Raw genomic sequence first — 15,656 nt, forward strand, 5'->3', positions numbered from 1 at the left:
TGGCCACAGAGCCTGCAGCATGGCAAGCTCCCCTTGTAGTCGTATGCAAGTCCGAGTTCTACTTCCTGGTGTATTTGCCCTTGATTGTTACCTATGGATGCATTTAGTCTTGTCCAGCGGCCCTGGAGGGATATCGATGAACATCATCGTTTGCTGCGACGGCACCTGGAATACACCCAATGATCTTGAAAACGGCGTTCCGAGCCCCACCAACGTGGTGAAGCTCTACAATGCCCTGGCACCTAACGATGCGGAGGGTGCGCCACAGAAGTCCTACTACCATCCAGGCGTCGGCAGCGAAGGCAACTGGCGCGATCGAATCTTGGGCGGCAGCACCGGAAAGGGGCTGAACCGGAATATCAAAAACGCCTATTGCTGGCTGGCAGGCACCTATCAGCCTGGCGACAAGATCTGGCTGTTTGGCTTCAGCCGGGGCGCCTATACCGCCCGCAGTCTTGGAGGCATGATCTCTCGATGCGGCCTGCTGGACCTCTCGACCTATGACGACGACGCCCGCAGAATTTGGGACGCCGTGGACGAGGTATTCGACATCTATCGAATGAAGCCGGAACAACCCCCTGTTTCAAGCGACAGGCTCTACTTCCACAATGCGAACCTCGGCGAGCCCGGAGCGAAGAAGACGCCCATCCGGTTCATTGGCGTATGGGATACGGTGGGCTCACTTGGCATCCCTGATGACCTCGGAATACTCAACCTCCTCGATTTCCGCGGCAGACACGAATTTCACGACGCCGGACTAAGCACGATCGTAGCGACAGCGTGCCACGCGTTGGCGATTGATGAAATGCGTCAGAATTTCATTCCCACGCTATGGACCTTGGAGCCTGGGCAGCAGGCCGACTTGAAGCAGGTTTGGTTCGCCGGTGCCCACGGCGACGTCGGTGGCGGCTATGCCCATGCCGGACTGTCTGACATTGCGCTGAAATGGATGATCGATGAAGCGAGAGAGGAAGGCTTGGAGTTTCGCCCGGATCTGGACACGCAGATCAACCCGCACCACCACGGCGTGCTGCACAATTCGGTCTCCGGCTTTTTCCGTCGACTGAAGACCCGTCCAAGATCATTTCCGCTGCTTTCTGCCGACAACAAGGGCACTCTGGTGCATGAGAGTGTCCTTGCGCGGCGGGATGACCCGCCTCTGCTTCAAGGCGAGTATCGCACGCTCAACTGGGACGGGCGGGCACCCGGCTCCTGCAGGGTGCGTGTCTATGCCAAGCCGCACTGGAACTGGACCGGCATCTACCTCCGAGCAGGAACGACATACAAGCTAAGCGCGGAAGGGGAGTGGCTGGACAAGAGCGTGCGGGCGGGTCCAGACGGCGTCGGCCTTGGGATATATCCCTTGGGAAGGCTCGCTCATCTCCTTGGCACCTTGATCGGTCTGGTCGAACGAGGTTTCCGCGCCTTGATCGGCAACCACAGAATGGATGCGCCTGGCAGCCGCCGACATGAGGACCTCCCGTGGTTTTCGCTGGTCGGATTGGTTGCGAATGATCAAAAGCCGGCGCGTCATGCTGGGTCGCGCATACCGCCATTTCCCCACGAGACTTTCCTGATCGGCAGCGAAAGGCATTTCACCCCGACCGAGGACGGCTATCTCTACTGCTTCGCCAATGACGCCTGGCAGTGCTACAACAACAACCATGGCAGCGTCCGGTTGACTGTTTCGGCCGGCGCCCCGGCAGACGGGGCCAGTTCAGGAACGAAATAGGCGGCGCTGTTCACTGCGTCGCCCGCGTCCCGCGCGATCCCTCAGAACCGCTGCGTCAGCGAGATCCTGAACGTCCGCCCCGGCTCCGAATAGTACTCCTTGTTGGCCGCCGTGATTGTCGTGTAATCCTTCGTGTTCAGGGCGTCGTAGTAGGTCCGGTCGAAGAGGTTGTAGACGCCCGCCTGGATGCGAAGGCCCTTTACCTGTTCCGGCTCCCACCATCCGGTTAGATCGAAGATTCCGTAGCCCGGCGCCTTGAAGCTGGCGGCGGATTGGTCGTCAACGCCCTCGACGCCTGTCCATAACAGGTCGACGCCCCAGGCCTCGGTCTCATAGCCGACGCCGATGATCCCCTTCAAGGGCGGCACGGACGCCAGCAACTGATCGGTCTCGAGGTTCGTGCCCCGCGCATAGGCAAGGCCGGCACGCATGTTGAAGCCGTTGTCGAAACGCTTGTGAGCGGCAAGCTCGATGCCGTAGATCTCGGCGCGCGAGACGTTGACCGGCGTCTGGACGAACATGTAGCCGGCGCTCGGATCGATCCCGCGGGCAATCTGCTCCGCCGCCGTCAGGTTGCGGTTTTCAATGAAGTTCTTGTAGCGGGTATAGAAGAACGTCAGGCTGCCGCCGAAGTCGCTGTCCCCGAAGCGCGCGCCGACATCGAAGCCGTTGCTGGTTTCCGGCTCGAGATCAGGATTACCCGTCCGCAGATAGGTGCCCGGCGCACCGAATGTCATGTAGAGCTCGTTCGCAGTCGGCGAACGGAAGCCCATGGCCCACTGGCTGAAGAGCGTGAACGTGTCGGACAGTTCATACTCCGCCAGGAGCTTCGGAGACCATGCGTCGCCGCTGGAGCCGGGGGGAGTGTCCGGCTTCATCGCGTTGCCGAGATAGGCCGCGGTCTCCTGCGGATCATGGTCGAACCAGTCGTAGCGGAGAGCGGGGGTGAGCGTGAAGCCGCTGTCGCCGAAGCTCATGCGGTCCTGCACGTAGAAGCTCATTCGCTTGCTGTCGACATCGGGCATGTCCGCCTGGTTGGTATGCAGGTTGCCGCAGGCCCCGTAGACGCCGGTATAGGGTGGTGATGCCGGGCATGAATCGATGCCTGCCGAATACTGCTCCGCCTGCGAAATAAAGATGTCTGTGCCGAAGGTCAGCACATGGCTGACGCCACCCGTCTCGAAGCCGCTGTCGAAGAAGCCGTTGAAGCCGAAACCGCTCTCCTCGATGTCGTTCCAGCGCTTGTAAACACCCGGCACACTCGTCCAGCGGATGGAATCCTGGCTGTCCTGGCGCAATTGCCGCTGCCAGTAGAGCGTGGCCTCCGCCGCGTCGACAAGGCCATCGGCACCCGGAGCCTCGTAGAAGTAATCCAGCGAAACGCGGTCGCGTTCGTTGAGCTGCCCGTTGGAATGGTTGCCCGGCCGATAATTGCCCGTCAGCGTCTGGTCCCGGCGAAGATCGGTATCCTTCTCGAACCGGAACCGCTCTGCCGTCAGGCCGAAGACATGGCCCAACTCGGTGTCCTGCCTCAGCTTGAACAGGAGGTTGTGCTGGTCGTAGTCCGCCGGATTGGGCTCGGTGCGCGTTGCGCCATAGCCGCCGACATCCCCCTTGTTGTCCCGCTCATGGCCCGTTTTGTACGAGCCGAGGAACAAGGCCGAGGTGTTTTCCACCCGCTTGGCCACCGCGGCACCGCCGTACCAGCTGTTGTCCATGCTGTCGTAACCGGTCCCGACCTTGCCGCCCCAGTCGCGACCTTCGCCGATCAGGTCCTCCGGCTCGAGCGTTCGCAGCACAAGGGCTCCGCCAAGTCCGCCATCGCCGATTCGGCTGGAATCGGCTCCGCGCACGACATCGACCGATGTCAGCGCGAAGAAGTCGAAGCTCTCGGCCCCGCCGGCAGTGCTGCGGGCCGTGTCCTGAAGATAGGTCAGCGGCACGCCGTCGATGACGGTGGCGACGCGGTTGCCTTCAAGTCCGCGAATATTGAGGGAATTCGTGGTTCCCCGGCTGTAGTTCACGCCTGGCTCCAGGCTCCGCCCCAGATCCTCGATGCTCTGGACCTGCTTCTTGTCGATCTCTTCCTCTGTCGTCTGCGAGGCCAGCGGGGTGTTGACGATATCGCCGGCCTTCACCCGCTTGCCCTTCAGCACGATCGTCTGGAGCGCCGTCGCATCTGCCGGGGCGTCCTGCGCCATTGCAGGTAGAGGCGACAGTGCCGCGATGGCGGTGCAGGTAAGAAGGAAGAATTGGGTGGCGCGGATATTCATCTTGTTCCCCTGTGGCGGGCACGCACCATCATCGGCGCGCAAAGGCACGCCGCTGGTGGAAGCGGTCCGGTTTGACGATCACAATGGCGGGCGGCAGGCTCTGCCGTGACTTCGCCATCTAAAAAACATGATTTATGGAGTCAAGATAAAAAGTGGATGAAGTTTGTCATGTTTGATGTTAGGTCGCTGGCGGGATGTCGGGTGTATCCCCTGAACCAAAGTCAGATTGCCAGATGCATACAGACCCGCTAAGTAGCTAAAATCTGACGAACTATCGTAAACGGGTGGAAGGGGCGCCCTGATATGTCAGCGGTATTGGAACCTACCTCACGGACCATGGCAGTGCCCTCAGCAGCAGTCGAGAGACAGGTAGCGCTCAGCAGCGCGATTGCCGCGGCCGCTACGCGCTCCGAAGTCCTCACCGCCATGGAGGATGCGGCTGAAGCCTTCGGTTTCGCCCATGTCACCCTGATGGCGAAGCCGGGTGACGACGACGAATACATGTCACGGCTGATCATCCAGACGACCCTGCCGGAAGACTTCGTGCGCCAGTTCGATCGCAATCGCTTCCTCGTCGCCTGTCCGGTCATGCCGACGCTGTTCGACACCATGCTGCCCCAGGCCTGGACATTGGGAGGTCTCGAGCGGGATGGAATCGTGCCGGCGCCGATCACCCGGCTGATGCGCCGCTTCAGCCTGTTCACGACAGTCGTCATGCCCCTCCATAGCTTCGACGGCGCCCGCTTCCTGCTCCGCTTTGACGGCAAGCGGCCATCCCTGCGCCAGTCCGAGATCAACGAATTCGCCGTGATCTCCCTGCATGCATTCGAGGTGTTCGACAGGATCCGGCGCACCGAGGAGATCGCCATCCCCCGCCCTCTTTCCATGCGCGAACTGGAAGTCGTGCGCTGGACGGCACAGGGCAAGACCTCGGTCGAGATCGGTCGCATCCTCTCGCTCTCCGATCATACGATCAACGCGCACCTGACGAACGCCATCAAGAAGCTCGACTGCGTCAACCGCACGCAGCTCGTCGCCAAGGCGATCCGCCTCGGCCTGATCCCCTGACCTGCCCGAGAGCATTTCCAGCAAAAGTGTGAAGCGGTTTTGCGTAGGGAAGTGCGAAAAGACAAAGCGTCTTAGCGGTCGAGCACCGATCGCACTTCCACCAGGTTGGAGCGCACCCGCAGGATATAGAAGCCCATGGTCGCCAGATGCGTTGGCATGATCCAGCCGTCCTCGCGGCCGTTGGAGATGATTGCCGGCTGGATGCGTAGCGCCGACCGGAACTGCGAAAGCGTCTCGGCCCATAGCGGCGCGAGATTGCGCTCGCGGATCACCTGCGAGAAGTCGGCGCCCGCTGCGGACAGGACGGCATAGTAACCGTAGAGCTGGCCATAGGCGAACCAGTACCGATCGTCCGCGCGCGTGTCGAACCAGCCGCCGTTGTAGTTCTCCGAGCGCTCGCGCAGGATTGCTGATGTGCTGCCGAGATCATTGGCAATCCGGTCGACAAACTGCACCAGATTGTCGGCACGGCTGTCGAAGGTGGAGCGGCAGGCGGCAAGGTCGGTGTTGAACTTGCGGAAACTGTCGATCGCCGCCCGGTAGTAGCTCGGCGTCGGCGTCTTCGGTCCGAACGGGCTGAGCCCGAAATACCAGGAATACTCGTCGAACTGCAGGTTGTTGCGGGCGTCCTGCAGGTCGTTGTTGATGCCGGAGGTGCCGCGCACGCGCGCCAGCGTGTCGACGAGCTCGACCGAGGTCCGCCGCACCGCCTGGTTCACGCCGCGCTGGAATGACGCCTTGTTGTCGAGAAATGGCGTATGGTCCCAGTCGATCCCGAACAGGCCCAGCCGGTAGAGCAGCATGGAAGAAATCCATGCATTCTGGTTGACGTTGACGTCGGTCAGGTCGGCGACGACGTCCACGATGGCGGACGACTGGCACTGCGCCCCGCCGGCCGACGGTGCATCCGTCGCCGCCGGCGTCGGAGCGGGGATCTCCTGCCCGGCCGGCACGGTACGTTCGGTCAGCCGGTATTCCTCGACGAAATCCGGATCGAACCTGCTCCACACCTGGGTCTGCCAGAAGAAATAGCCATAGAGCCCGACGAACAGGACCAGCAGCGCCAGAAGCGGGCCCTTGATGATCCAGCTGCGACCGGAATACCAGCCGTGAGCGGCCATGAAGGGCCAGACCAGCCAGGCGACCAGCAGGCCGATACCACGGCCGAGCGCCGCAAAGGCACGCTGGAAAAAACGCACGATCGGGTCAAGCATGGTGTACCTCCGGCTCCAGGGGCCTGCCGTGCCCGGCTCGCTCCGCCGGGCTCCTGTTCATCGCAAATCGCTCGCTAAAACGAGCATCGATCTTCTGCTTTCGTCGGTCGATCTCGACGCTGGAAAGCATGTCCTTCTCGCGAAGGCCCATCAGCGGCGCCAGGTGTGGCAAGACCGGCCATTCCTGCCGGACCAGCAGTTCCGGATTGTCCGGCGAAAGCACGTCCTTCAGGAGGATCGCGCGTTCCGCTTCGATCGCCAGCTTGTTGAGCAGGATATTGGCGTCATTGACCTGGCGGTTGAGTTCGATGGTCAGGTCCTGGATGGACTGCAACCGGGTTTCCACCTCGACCGCCGTCCCGGTGATAGGCTCACCCTGCGCCGCCCCATGCTCCGCCAGCCTGTCCGCCAGCATCGCCCGGTGTCCGCTGAGGTCGATCAGATCCGCCTCCACCGAATGCCTCACCGCAACGAGCCGCTCCCGGTAGGTGATGAGCAGCGACTGCAGGACATCGAGATCGGCAAGTACCGTGCTCAATTCGTCCGCCGGCACTTTCGCAGGTCTGGTCCAGCGGAGAGAAAACAGGGAAACGAGCGCGATCCACACACGCTCCTTGAGTGTACGCTGCGGCTCGTCTTCCAGCGGCGCCATGGCGGCGTCTATGCGGGTAGAGAGTGCGCTGAGCTTCGCAGCGATGCGAGGGCCGGTCGAAGACCATCCGTCTGCCAGCGTTCCCGCAGAACCAGGCAGCGGGTCGTCCAATGCCGGAATCGCTCTGGCGCGCGCGATCGTTGAGACGGCCTGAGCCGCCTGCGCGATCACCCCCTCCAGTTCAGCCAGCTCTGACTGGAGTGCCTCCAGCTCGCTTCGGCTGCGATCCGCCCTTCCCATTCCGTCCACCGCAAATCCATAAAAAAAGGCCACCATGGACTTATACCATGGTGGCCCGATGTAAAGCGGCAGGCTCTTGTCAGAGGCCGAGTTCCGCAATAGCGGCGTCGACGCGCTCGCGGGCCTTCTTAGGCAGCTTGCCGGTCTTCACGGCGTCGAGGTTGGCCGGAGCGCCGTCACCGACGACAACCACCGCAACCATGCCCATGCCGAGGTGCGGCGTGCACTTCACGACATAGGCGCCTTCCTTGTCGAGCGTGACGGAGAACTCCTGGTTCATCTTGCCCTTGAACTCTTCGGCGCCGTCCGGGATCATCCCCTTCATCGCGGCGGCATCATGCCCCTTGTCGGTAGGAACGAACTTGATCGTGTCTCCGGGCGCTGCCTTGATGGCGGCGGGCTCGAATACCATTGCCTGACCGTCGCTGCCCTTGTTGAGCATCTTCACTTCGATCTCCGCACCGAGCGCCGGGAACGACAAGATGGCGAGGCTGGTGGCGAGGACGAAGGCGGTCTTTGCAGTCTTGAACATTTTCAATCTCCTGAAGTGAGCCTTGGGAGGCGTCGAGGACCTTAATAGGGTGATCCGCCCCCTCCCTCTTTGACGAAGATCAAGTATCTTCACCGTAGCGGATTTTCTCTTCCCAGTGCCGCCGGCAGAAGGAGACGTATTTCTCGTTGCCGCCTACGTCGACTTGGGCCCCCTCGCGAACGACCTGACCTTCTTCGTCCAGCCGCGCCACCATCGTCGCCTTGCGGCCGCAGAAACAGATCGTGCGGACCTCCCGCAATTCGTCAGCGATCGCCAGCAGTTCCTGCGATCCGGGGAAGAGCTTGCCCTGGAAGTCCGTCCGCAGCCCATAGGCCATGACCGGAATGCCGAGCCGGTCCGAGACCCGCGCCAACTGCCACACCTGCTCCGGCGCCAGGAACTGCGCTTCGTCGATGAACACACAGGCGACGGTCTCCTCGCCGTGCATGCGCTCGACCAGTGCGAACAGGTCGTCGGCCGCCTCGAAGGGAATGGCATCGGCACCAAGCCCGATGCGCGAGGCGACGCGCCCGACGCCGGCTCGGCTGTCGAGCGCAGCGGTGAGGATCAGCGTCCGCATCCCCCGCTCCTGGTAGTTATAGGAAGCCTGCAGGAGCAGCGTGGACTTGCCGGCGTTCATCGACGCATAGTGAAAATAGAGTTTTGCCATGCCTGCTCTTCTCCTCCGCATCGGCGTGCGGGAAAAGTCCACAGAAAGCTGAAACCACAGAAAACCGTAGGGAGGGAGGGCGCGACGAGCAGTATCTGCTTGCTCCGGAGAGGACGATCCCGGCGGGCCAGCTTGCCTCGACTTCCCATATACTTATAAATGGCCGGGAACAAAGACAGGGAGCGCCAACCATGAACCATCCGATGAAGATCCTGCTTGCCGGAGCCGTATCGCTGCTGGTCCTGACCCAGGTAGGCCATGCAGCGGAGCCCGAATCCTGCGGGACGGTCCGTTTCTCCGACGTCGGATGGACCGACATCACGGCCACCACGGCCACGGCCTCGGTCATCCTTGAAGGACTCGGCTATGAGACCGACATCAAGGTTCTCTCGGTTCCGGTCACCTACAGCTCGCTCAAGAACAAGGACATCGACGTCTTCCTCGGCAACTGGATGCCGACCATGGAGGCCGATATCGCTCCCTATCGCGCAGACAAGTCCGTTGAATCCTACGGCCCCAACCTGACGGGTGCAAAATACACCCTGGCGACCAACGCTAAGGGCGCCGAACTCGGCATTAAGGATTTCAAGGACATCGCGGCACACAGCGATGAGCTGGGCGGCAAGATCTATGCCATCGAACCCGGCAATGACGGCAATCGCCTGATCCTCGGCATGGTCGAGAACGACACTTTCGGGCTCAAGGATTTCGAAGTCGTCGAATCCTCCGAGCAGGGAATGCTGGCGCAGGTGGCGCGGGCAGACAAGGCGGGAGAGCCCGTCGTCTTTCTCGGATGGGAACCGCATCCGATGAACGCCAACTTCGATCTCACCTATCTCACGGGTGGCGACGACATCTTCGGCCCGAACCTGGGTGGTGCGGAGATCTTCACCAACCTGCGCGCCGGCTATGCCGAAGAATGCCCCAATGTCGGCGCCTTCGTGAAGAACCTGAAGTTCACCCTGGCGATGGAAAACGAGATCATGAGCGCCATCCTTGATGACGGGAAGGATGCCGAAGATGCCGCCAAGGATTGGCTCAAGGCCAATCCCGACGCCGTCACTCCCTGGCTCGCGGGTGTGACCACAAAGGACGGCGGCGACGCTGTGGCTGCGGTGAAGGCTGAACTCGGCCTCTGACGATCTTCCGCGGGTCGCCAACGGCGGCCCGCTTTCCAATTCTCCCGCAACAGTTACGGAAGAGGCAAGCATCGCGTGACCTGGCTTCCCGAATGGCTCGTAGACGACGACGGCCAGTTGCGTCTCGGCACGTGGGCGAAACAGTTCGTCGACTGGTTGACGGACAACGGCGCCTGGTTCTTCGACTGGCTGTCAAGCGTGCTTGCCACCGTCATCGATGCGCTGCTCTACGTGCTCCAGACCCCCCATCCGCTGGTGATCGTCACCGCCATGACAGCGCTGTCCTGGTGGTTTCGCCGCTCGATCGGCATCGCGCTCTTCACGGTTCTCGGCCTGCTTCTCATCATCAACCAGGGCTATTGGAAGGAAACCACCGAGACGCTTGCTCTCGTCGTCGCCGCAACCACGGTGAGCATGCTTGTCGGCGTGCCGCTCGGCATCATGGCCGCCCGCCGCGAATGGATCTACCAGGTCATGCGCCCGGTCCTCGACCTGATGCAGACCATCCCGACCTTCGTCTACCTGATTCCCGCACTCATCCTCTTCGGGCTCGGCATGGTACCCGGCCTCATCGCGACGGTAATCTTCGCCATTCCTGCCCCCATCCGCCTCACCCGGCTCGGCATCGTCTCGACCCCTGCAGCACTTACCGAGGCCGCCATCGCCTTCGGCGCCACGCCGGGCCAGGTGCTCCGCAAGGTGGAACTGCCCTACGCCATGCCGCAGATCATGGCCGGGCTGACGCAGACCATCATGCTATCGCTTTCCATGGTGGTGATCGCCGCCCTCGTCGGCGCCAACGGACTGGGCGTCCCCGTCGTGCGCGCTCTCAACACGGTGAATATCGCCCGCGGCTTCGAGGCCGGCCTGTGCATCGTCATCCTGGCGATCATCCTCGACCGGATGTTCCGCCCCGCCTCCGGAGACGCCACGTGACCGACGCAGTCGTCTTCAGGAACATCGACATCGTCTTCGGCGAAAAGCCGCAACGCATCCTCGAACTGATCGACCGGGGCATGAGCCGGGACGAGATCAGCGAAAAGACGGGGATCGTCGTTGGCGTGGCCGATGCCTCGCTGTCGGTGAAGGAGGGCGAGATCCTCGTTCTCATGGGCCTCTCCGGATCGGGCAAATCCACCCTCCTCCGCGCCGTCAACGGGCTCGCCCCCGTGGCGCGCGGCGAGGTGGAGGTGACGACGCCCGAAGGGCCGATCGACCCCTACAGGGCGAACGCGAAGACCTTGCGCAGGCTGCGGACCCATACCGTCTCCATGGTGTTCCAGCAGTTCGGGCTCCTGCCATGGCGCACGGTCGAGGAGAATGTCGGCTTTGGCCTGGAACTCGCGGGCGTCCGGGAAGCGGAGCGCCGCAAGCGCGTCGCCGAGCAGCTCGAACTGGTCAACCTCGACCAATGGGCGGACCGCAGGGTCGGTGAGCTTTCCGGGGGCATGCAGCAGCGTGTCGGTCTCGCCCGCGCCTTTGCCACCGGCGCACCGATCCTTTTGATGGACGAGCCATTCTCGGCCCTTGACCCCTTGATCCGCACCCGCCTGCAGGACGAACTCCTCGGGTTCCAGCGGCGGCTGAAGAAGACGATCCTCTTCGTCAGCCACGACCTCGACGAGGCCTTCCGCATCGGCAACCGCATCGCCATCATGGATGGAGGCCGCATCATCCAGTGCGGGACACCACAGGAGATCGTCCGCGCCCCCGCCAACCAGTATGTGGCGGACTTTGTCCAGAACATGAACCCGATCGCCATGCTGACTGCCGGGGATGTTATGCGACCGGGCGTTGCCGAAACCCGATCGGGCAACGGCGTGACCGCCACCGCCCCCCGGGAGACCCCCCTCGTCGATATTCTCGACGCGCTGGCACGCCAGCCGGGCGTGGTCGGCGTGGTCGAGAAGGGTATGGTGATCGGCACGATCTCGGCCGACGACGTCATCCATGGGCTGACCCGGCACCGGCACAGGGATGACGCGACATGACCGACAAGCCGGCAGTCCTGCGTGAGACCGACGAGGAGGCGCGGCGCCTCGCCCGCACCCTGGTTCGCGGCGCCCGGCACATGGCTCTGGCAGTCATCGATCCCGAAACCGGCTTCCCGTCCGCCAGCCGCGCGCTGACGGCAACCGATCTCGACGGCACCCCGGTCATCCTCGCCTCCTCGCTCTCGACCCACACGAAGGCCCTGCTGGCGGATCCCCGCTGCTCGCTCCTTGCAGGAGAACTCGGCAAGGGCGATCCCCTGGCGCATCCGCGCATCACGCTGCAATGCCGCGCCGCCTCCGTTCCTCGCGGCGATGAGGTTCATGACCGCCTCCGGCAACGCTTTCTCGACCGCCACCCCAAGGCGTCCCTCTACATCGACTTCCCCGACTTCCGGTTCTTCCGCCTCGAACCGCAATCTGCCTCGCTGAACGGCGGCTTCGGTCGCGCCTACGCTCTGCCCGGTAGCGACCTCGTCATGCCGATTCCGATCGACGTCGCCGAATGGCAGGTGCTGCAGGCAAAACTGCGGGAAATGCAGGAACTTGCCGCGACAGTGGCAGAGGCGATCTCGGCGCCGAAATCCGCGAAATCGCGTTTCGCCGGAGCCGATCCGGCCGGTTTCGACCTCGTTTCGGGGGATTTACAGGTCCGATATGAGTTCGATAGGCCGGTTTCGTCGCCGGACGCCGCGTTTACAACGATTTCAAAAATTGCTGAAACGGGCCCACGAAGTGGTTCCCGACCCGAAATTTAGGGATATACAAGGCTCGTTTACAATTGTTAATCTTTGGCTTTCCAGTTCAAGGGCATTATTGAAGCGTTCCCGCTTCGAGGGGAAATAAAGACTTATGGACATGCTGCCACTTTCCGAGCATTCGCTCGCCGCCGCCGGCTTGCTTTCTGCCATGGCAAACCCGAAGCGCCTGATGATCCTTTGCTGCCTCGTCAAGGGAGAAGTCGCGGTCGGTGCGCTGGCGGTTCGCGTCGGATTGAGCCAGTCGGCTCTCTCTCAACATCTGTCGAAGCTGCGGGCACAGAAACTGGTCAAGACGCGGCGCGATGCCCAGACGATCTATTATTCCTGCTCTTCACCGGCCGTGCTGAAGATCCTCGAATCGCTCGAGGATATCTACTGCACGCCGCTTCAGGCCAAGTTCGCAGCCGCCTGATGATAGCGCTGACATGACGACACAGAAGGCGTTCTGAAGCGCCGCCTGTGCCTCGATCTCGCGTGACACCACTCTCTGATGGGCGAGTCGCCACGCTTGACGGCGCAACGCCCCCTGATAATTTGACCACGTAGTCAAAAAAGCCGGCCTCTGCCGGACGGGGAGCATGTCATGTCCAACCGCCTCAACACCACGCCGAACGATCTTCGCGCGTTCTGGATGCCGTTCACGGCAAACCGCCAGTTCAAGAAGGAGCCGCGCCTCTTCGTCGGTGCAAAGGATATGCACTATACGACGCATGACGGGCGCCAGGTTCTCGATGCGACGGCCGGCCTCTGGTGCGTCAATGCCGGCCACTGCCGGCCGAAGATCACCGAGGCGATTCGCGAACAGGCAGGCGAACTGGATTATGCTCCCGCCTTCCAGCTCGGCCATCCGAAGGCCTTCGAGCTTGCCAATCGCCTGGTGGACATCGCACCGGAAGGCCTGAACCACGTCCTCTACACCAATTCCGGCTCCGAGTCGGTCGACACCGCTCTCAAGGTCGCCCTCGCCTATCATCGCGTGAAGGGCAACGGTTCGCGCTTCCGCCTGATAGGCCGCGAGCGCGGCTATCACGGCGTCAACTTCGGCGGCATCTCCGTCGGCGGCATCGTCGCCAACCGTAAGATGTTCGGCACGCTGCTCACCGGCGTCGACCACATGCCGCACACCCATCAGCCGGGCAAGAATGCCTTCACCCGCGGCGAGCCCGAACATGGTGGCGACCTCGCCTCCGAGCTGGAGCGCATCGTCACCCTGCATGATGCTTCGACCATCGCCGCCGTCATCGTCGAACCGGTGGCCGGCTCCACCGGCGTCCTCATTCCGCCGAAGGGCTACCTTCAGAAGCTCCGCGATATCTGCACTAGGCACGGCATCCTGTTGATCTTCGACGAGGTCATCACCGGTTTCGGCCGCATGGGAACGCCGTTCGCCGCGCAATACTACGGCGTCACGCCCGATATCATGACGACGGCCAAGGGCCTTACCAACGGGGTCATCCCGATGGGTGCCGTTCTCGTCAGCTCCGAGATCCACGACGCCTTCATGAGTGGCCCGGAGCACATGATCGAGTTCTTCCACGGCTACACCTATTCGGGCAATCCGATTGCCGCCGCCGCCGGCCTCGCAACGCTGGAAACCTACAAGGAGGAAGGCCTCTTCGACCGGGCCCGCGACATGGCGCCCTACTGGGAGGACGGCCTGCATTCGCTGAAGGACCTGCCGAACGTGATCGACATCCGCAACATCGGTATGATCGGCGCGATCGAACTCGATCCGATCGCCGGCGAGCCGACCAAGCGCGCCTTCTCCGCCTTCCTCAAGGCCTACGAGAACGGTCTCTTGATCCGCACCACCGGCGACATCATCGCCATGTCTCCGCCGCTGATCGCCGAGAAGCACCATATCGACGAGATCTTCGGCAAGCTGCGCGAGATCCTGAAGTCAAACATCTGAACCGTCTCGCCCGGCATCCGCCAGTTCGGATTCCGGCCCAAGGTCTGCACCATCGAGAGGCCCTGCGGGGCCTCTTTTCATTCTTAGCGCTCACTTGAGGAACCTCTTCCTCCCTCTGCACGCACCTTCGTCGAGACGGCCTTGCTCCCCGGCGGTTCTGGATTACTCTCAGGCGGCGCAAAGCCTAAGAAGAGGGGAATTCCAATGTGCAATCACTGCGTCATCGAAAACGTGAAGCGAAACATGCTGTCGCGCCGGTCGCTGTTCAAGGGAGCAGCCTTCGCCGGGGCTGCCGCCATGGTCGCGACGAGCACGCCACGCGAGGTCCTCGCCCAGCCCACCAGCAAGGTCGTCGACCTCACCCATGCCTATGATTCGACGTTCCTGACCTTCGACGGCAACCCGGGGATCGAGTATGAATGGGCCGTTGAATTCGCCCAGAACGGCTACCAGCTTCACAAGCTGACCATCTTCGAGCACACCGGCACGCATATCGACGCTCCTTTCCATTTCAGCGCCGACGGCACCAGCGTCGACCAGATCGAGCCGGAAAAACTCGTGGCGCCGCTTGTCATCGTCGACATCACGGATCGGGCAAGGGAAGAGGCTAACACCGCGGTCGAGGCCGCCGATATCGAAGCCTGGATCAGTGCCAATGGCGAAATTCCGGCAGGGGCCATCGTCGCCCTGCGTTCCGGTTGGGCAAAGAAGGTCAAGGAAGCCTCCTTCCGCAATGATGAAGCGGGCAATTTTGCCTTCCCCGGCTTTGGCAAGTCGGCGACTGACCTCTTGCTGACGCTCGACGTCGTGGCCATCGGCGTTGATACGCTATCGCTCGACCCCGGCAATTCGGCAGACTTCGCCGTCCACAACTCATGGCTGCCCGCCGGCCGCTACGGCATTGAGGCGCTGGCCAATCTCGAAGAGCTTCCGGTCAAGGGCGCGACGATCGTCGTTGGCGCGCCGAAGCATAGGGGCGGCACCGGCGGCCCGGCTCGCGTCCTGGCACTGGTCTAGAGGAAGATCCGATGGCCGTCGTTCCACTGCTGAATGACGAAGAGGCGAGCGTCGAAGCGCTCGCCGTCTTCAACGAAATCCGCGAGGCACGAGGCACCGACTATGTCAACAATTTCTGGCGGGCGCTTGCCCATGACCCCGCCCAGCTTAAGTCGATCTGGGACAGGATCCAGTCCGTCATGGCTCCCGGTGCGCTCGATCCGCTGGTGAAGGAACTCATCTATGTCGCCGTCTCCACCGCCAATGGCTGCGGCTACTGCGTCCATTCACATACGGCGTCGGCTAGGGCCAAGGGCATGACACCGGCAATGCATGCTGAACTGATGGCGGTCATTGCCATGGCGAGCCAGACAAATGCGCTTGCGACGGCGCTCGGCGTACCGGTCGATGCGCGTTTCGACACCGAGGAGACGAAGGGCTGACGAGACGCCGGCATCCGGAAGAGCAACATCTGA

General features: G+C 62.3%; 15 protein-coding genes. 10 read left to right on the forward strand and 5 right to left on the reverse strand.

Going from position 1 to position 15,656, the window contains the following annotated elements:
* Nucleotides 1–19: 19 nt before the first annotated feature.
* Entirely contained in the window at nucleotides 20–1,732 is a 1,713-nt protein-coding gene (locus tag NT26_RS11405) for a DUF2235 domain-containing protein (protein WP_244467605.1), read from the forward strand.
* Nucleotides 1,733–1,773: 41 nt separating this feature from the next.
* Here the strand turns inward: NT26_RS11405 and NT26_RS11410 are convergent, their stop codons facing one another.
* Nucleotides 1,774–4,005 carry a TonB-dependent hemoglobin/transferrin/lactoferrin family receptor gene (locus tag NT26_RS11410; RefSeq protein ID WP_052638936.1) on the reverse strand — a complete coding sequence of 744 codons (2,232 nt, stop codon included), beginning with the start codon at nucleotides 4,003–4,005 and terminating at the stop codon, nucleotides 1,774–1,776.
* A 342-nt stretch (nucleotides 4,006–4,347) separates the two neighbouring features.
* On the opposite strand from NT26_RS11410, the gene NT26_RS11415 reads away from it, so the two are divergent.
* The gene (locus NT26_RS11415) at nucleotides 4,348–5,073 is read left to right on the forward strand and encodes a helix-turn-helix transcriptional regulator (protein WP_413037858.1); all 726 of its coding nucleotides are present in this window, start codon (nucleotides 4,348–4,350) and stop codon (nucleotides 5,071–5,073) included.
* A gap of 71 nt (nucleotides 5,074–5,144) precedes the next feature.
* Here the strand turns inward: NT26_RS11415 and NT26_RS11420 are convergent, their stop codons facing one another.
* From NT26_RS11420 to NT26_RS11435, 4 genes are all read right to left on the reverse strand, one after another.
* The gene (locus NT26_RS11420; protein WP_052638938.1) at nucleotides 5,145–6,287 is read right to left on the reverse strand and encodes a DUF2333 family protein; all 1,143 of its coding nucleotides are present in this window, start codon (nucleotides 6,285–6,287) and stop codon (nucleotides 5,145–5,147) included.
* Nucleotides 6,280–7,215 carry a hypothetical protein gene (locus tag NT26_RS11425; RefSeq protein WP_077546780.1) on the reverse strand — a complete coding sequence of 312 codons (936 nt, stop codon included), beginning with the start codon at nucleotides 7,213–7,215 and terminating at the stop codon, nucleotides 6,280–6,282. Before NT26_RS11425 ends, NT26_RS11420 begins: the two co-directional genes overlap by 8 nt.
* A gap of 43 nt (nucleotides 7,216–7,258) precedes the next feature.
* Nucleotides 7,259–7,711, reverse strand: coding sequence for a pseudoazurin (locus NT26_RS11430; protein WP_052638940.1), 453 nt, complete (start codon nucleotides 7,709–7,711; stop codon nucleotides 7,259–7,261).
* 79 nt (nucleotides 7,712–7,790) lie between these two features.
* Nucleotides 7,791–8,381 (reverse strand): thymidine kinase, encoded by a 591-nt coding sequence (locus tag NT26_RS11435; protein WP_052638941.1) that lies wholly within the window; start codon nucleotides 8,379–8,381, stop codon nucleotides 7,791–7,793.
* A gap of 203 nt (nucleotides 8,382–8,584) precedes the next feature.
* Between NT26_RS11435 and NT26_RS11440 the strand changes: the two genes are divergently transcribed.
* The 8 genes from NT26_RS11440 (at nucleotide 8,585) to NT26_RS11475 (ending at nucleotide 15,623) form a co-directional block, all read left to right on the forward strand.
* The gene (locus NT26_RS11440; RefSeq protein ID WP_244467692.1) at nucleotides 8,585–9,520 is read left to right on the forward strand and encodes a choline ABC transporter substrate-binding protein; all 936 of its coding nucleotides are present in this window, start codon (nucleotides 8,585–8,587) and stop codon (nucleotides 9,518–9,520) included.
* A gap of 75 nt (nucleotides 9,521–9,595) precedes the next feature.
* Nucleotides 9,596–10,456: a choline ABC transporter permease subunit gene (choW, locus tag NT26_RS11445; protein WP_052638943.1), complete on the forward strand. Its 861-nt coding sequence runs from the start codon at nucleotides 9,596–9,598 to the stop codon at nucleotides 10,454–10,456.
* Nucleotides 10,453–11,511, forward strand: coding sequence for a choline ABC transporter ATP-binding protein (gene choV / locus NT26_RS11450; RefSeq protein WP_052638944.1), 1,059 nt, complete (start codon nucleotides 10,453–10,455; stop codon nucleotides 11,509–11,511). The genes choW and choV overlap by 4 nt, the downstream gene beginning before the upstream one ends.
* The gene (locus NT26_RS11455) at nucleotides 11,508–12,269 is read left to right on the forward strand and encodes a HugZ family pyridoxamine 5'-phosphate oxidase (RefSeq protein ID WP_052638945.1); all 762 of its coding nucleotides are present in this window, start codon (nucleotides 11,508–11,510) and stop codon (nucleotides 12,267–12,269) included. The genes choV and NT26_RS11455 overlap by 4 nt, the downstream gene beginning before the upstream one ends.
* A 94-nt stretch (nucleotides 12,270–12,363) precedes the next feature.
* The gene (locus NT26_RS11460; RefSeq protein WP_052638946.1) at nucleotides 12,364–12,684 is read left to right on the forward strand and encodes an ArsR/SmtB family transcription factor; all 321 of its coding nucleotides are present in this window, start codon (nucleotides 12,364–12,366) and stop codon (nucleotides 12,682–12,684) included.
* A gap of 171 nt (nucleotides 12,685–12,855) precedes the next feature.
* On the forward strand, nucleotides 12,856–14,184 hold the full coding sequence (aptA, locus tag NT26_RS11465; protein ID WP_052638947.1) for an omega-aminotransferase AptA: 1,329 nt from the start codon (nucleotides 12,856–12,858) through the stop codon (nucleotides 14,182–14,184).
* A gap of 204 nt (nucleotides 14,185–14,388) precedes the next feature.
* Nucleotides 14,389–15,201 (forward strand): cyclase family protein, encoded by an 813-nt coding sequence (locus tag NT26_RS11470; protein WP_052638948.1) that lies wholly within the window; start codon nucleotides 14,389–14,391, stop codon nucleotides 15,199–15,201.
* An 11-nt stretch (nucleotides 15,202–15,212) separates the two neighbouring features.
* Nucleotides 15,213–15,623, forward strand: coding sequence for a carboxymuconolactone decarboxylase family protein (locus tag NT26_RS11475; RefSeq protein WP_052638949.1), 411 nt, complete (start codon nucleotides 15,213–15,215; stop codon nucleotides 15,621–15,623).
* Nucleotides 15,624–15,656: the final 33 nt, after the last annotated feature.

It is taken from the genome of Pseudorhizobium banfieldiae (assembly GCF_000967425.1).
Lineage (GTDB): Bacteria > Pseudomonadota > Alphaproteobacteria > Rhizobiales > Rhizobiaceae > Neorhizobium > Neorhizobium banfieldiae.

Coding starts and splice junctions, on each gene's coding strand:
- NT26_RS11405 (WP_244467605.1), top strand. CDS start 20: ATGGCAAGCTCCCCTTGTAGTCGTATGCAAGTCCGAGTTCTACTTCCT.
- NT26_RS11470 (WP_052638948.1), top strand. CDS start 14,389: ATGTGCAATCACTGCGTCATCGAAAACGTGAAGCGAAACATGCTGTCG.
- NT26_RS11425 (WP_077546780.1), bottom strand. CDS start 7,215: ATGGTGGCCTTTTTTTATGGATTTGCGGTGGACGGAATGGGAAGGGCG.
- NT26_RS11440 (WP_244467692.1), top strand. CDS start 8,585: ATGAAGATCCTGCTTGCCGGAGCCGTATCGCTGCTGGTCCTGACCCAG.
- NT26_RS11475 (WP_052638949.1), top strand. CDS start 15,213: ATGGCCGTCGTTCCACTGCTGAATGACGAAGAGGCGAGCGTCGAAGCG.
- NT26_RS11410 (WP_052638936.1), bottom strand. CDS start 4,005: ATGAATATCCGCGCCACCCAATTCTTCCTTCTTACCTGCACCGCCATC.
- aptA (WP_052638947.1), top strand. CDS start 12,856: ATGTCCAACCGCCTCAACACCACGCCGAACGATCTTCGCGCGTTCTGG.
- NT26_RS11420 (WP_052638938.1), bottom strand. CDS start 6,287: ATGCTTGACCCGATCGTGCGTTTTTTCCAGCGTGCCTTTGCGGCGCTC.
- NT26_RS11460 (WP_052638946.1), top strand. CDS start 12,364: ATGGACATGCTGCCACTTTCCGAGCATTCGCTCGCCGCCGCCGGCTTG.
- NT26_RS11430 (WP_052638940.1), bottom strand. CDS start 7,711: ATGTTCAAGACTGCAAAGACCGCCTTCGTCCTCGCCACCAGCCTCGCC.
- NT26_RS11435 (WP_052638941.1), bottom strand. CDS start 8,381: ATGGCAAAACTCTATTTTCACTATGCGTCGATGAACGCCGGCAAGTCC.
- NT26_RS11455 (WP_052638945.1), top strand. CDS start 11,508: ATGACCGACAAGCCGGCAGTCCTGCGTGAGACCGACGAGGAGGCGCGG.